This window comes from Stenotrophomonas sp. 05L44_2, assembly GCF_056665995.1.
Window position 1 is genome coordinate 1 of record NZ_JBFTNR010000802.1, and the last position, 1,756, is coordinate 1,756.

The window sequence follows — 1,756 nt, forward strand, 5'->3', positions numbered from 1 at the left end:
GGCGCGCCCGGTGAACCGTCGCCTCGATGATCGCGTGGAAGGTTTCCATCCCGGCTTCTTCGTTTTCGTGGATCTGACCGATAAGGATGAGCGTGTTGCGCATCAGGATGCCCGACAATGCAATCAGTCCAACCAGGGCGTTGATGCCAAACGGCTGCTGGAACAACAGCAGGGTCGGGACCACGCCGATCAGGCCGAGGGGGCTGGTCATGAAGACCATGATCATTGCGGAGATCGAGCGCACCTGCAGGATGATGATCAGCAAGGTGATCGCCAGCATGATCGGGAACAGCGGCAGCATGGCGCTCATCGCCTTGCCGGACTCTTCAATGGCGCCGGCCTGGGCAATGGCATACCCCTCGGGAAGCGAGGCGATGAGTGGCTGAAGCTGCCTGCTGATGGCCGCCGATACGTCCGGTGGCTGCAGGGCATCGTCGATATCACCGCGCACGGTGATGGTCGGCACGCGATCGCGCCGCCGCAGTACCGGCTCTTCCATGCGCACTTCGACAGCGCCGATCTGGGACAACGGCACGCGCTGGCCACCGACGCCGACCAAAGTGAAATCGGCAATGCGCGCCGGGTCCAGGCGCGTATCCCCGCCAGATCGGGCAACCACTTCGACGGTGCGGATGTCCTCACGAACGGCAGTGACCGGCACCCCGCTGAGGAAGAACTGCAACTGCTGCGAGACAGACGCAGAGGTCATGCCCATCGCCTGCAGGCGGTCCTGGTCCAACGTGAAGTGCAACGTTGGCGTGCGAACGCCCCAGTCGGTGTTCACGGTCCGCATCATCGGGCTGGCGTGCATGATCTGCTCCACCTTGGCCGCAATGCCCCGGATGACATCCGGATCCGGGCCACTGACCCGATAGGCCACCGGATAAGGCGAGTAAGGCCCGAACACCAGCTGCGTGACGCGCACGCGTGCTTCAGGCGCCAGTCCCTCCGCCACTGCCTGGCGGAGCCTTGCCTTCAGCGCGTCGCGCTGTTGCTGGCTGTCGGTGCGGACGACGATCTTGGCAAACGCGGGATCGGGGAGCTCCGGCGAAATGGCGAGGTAGAAGCGCGGCGCGCCCTGGCCGATGTAGGCCGTGACGATCTTCGACTCCTCCTGCGCGGACAGCCACTTCTCCACCTTCCTGGCCGCCAGGCTGGTCTGTTCGATGGCGGTGCCGTAGGGCATCTGTACCTCGACCAGTACCTCCGGGCGATCAGAGATGGGGAAGAACTGCTTCTTCACCAACCCCATGCCTGCCACCGAAAGCACGAACAGGCCGATCACCGAACCTGCGGCCAGCCACTTGCGCGCAATCACGCGCGCCAGGATTGACCGGAAGCGGTTGTAGCGCGGCGTATCGTAGAGACTGCTGTGGCCGCGCTCCACGGCCTTCAGTTCAGGCAGAAGCTTCACGCCAAGATAGGGCGTGAAGAACACCGCGACCACCCACGACACGATCAGCGCAATGCCGACGATCCAGAACATGTTGCTGGTGTATTCGCCGGCAGTTGAGCGGGCAAAGCCATTGGGCATGAAGCCCACGGCCGTGACCAGGGTGCCGGCCAGCATCGGCGCCGCCGTATGGCTCCAGGCATAGGCCGATGCCTTGATCCGGCTGTAGCCCTCTTCCATCTTCACCACCATCATTTCGATGGCAATGATCGCGTCATCGACCAGCAAGCCCAGCGCCAGGATCAGCGAACCGAGCGTGATGCGATCAAAGTTCTTTCCGGTGGCAGCCATCACCATGAACAC

The 1,756-nt window shown here is 63.3% G+C and carries 1 protein-coding gene; it reads right to left on the reverse strand.

The annotated features are described in order from the left end of the window. A partial coding sequence (locus AC1VAN_RS20800; protein WP_480986631.1) for an efflux RND transporter permease subunit occupies positions 1 to 1,756 on the reverse strand: 1,756 nt, incomplete at both ends.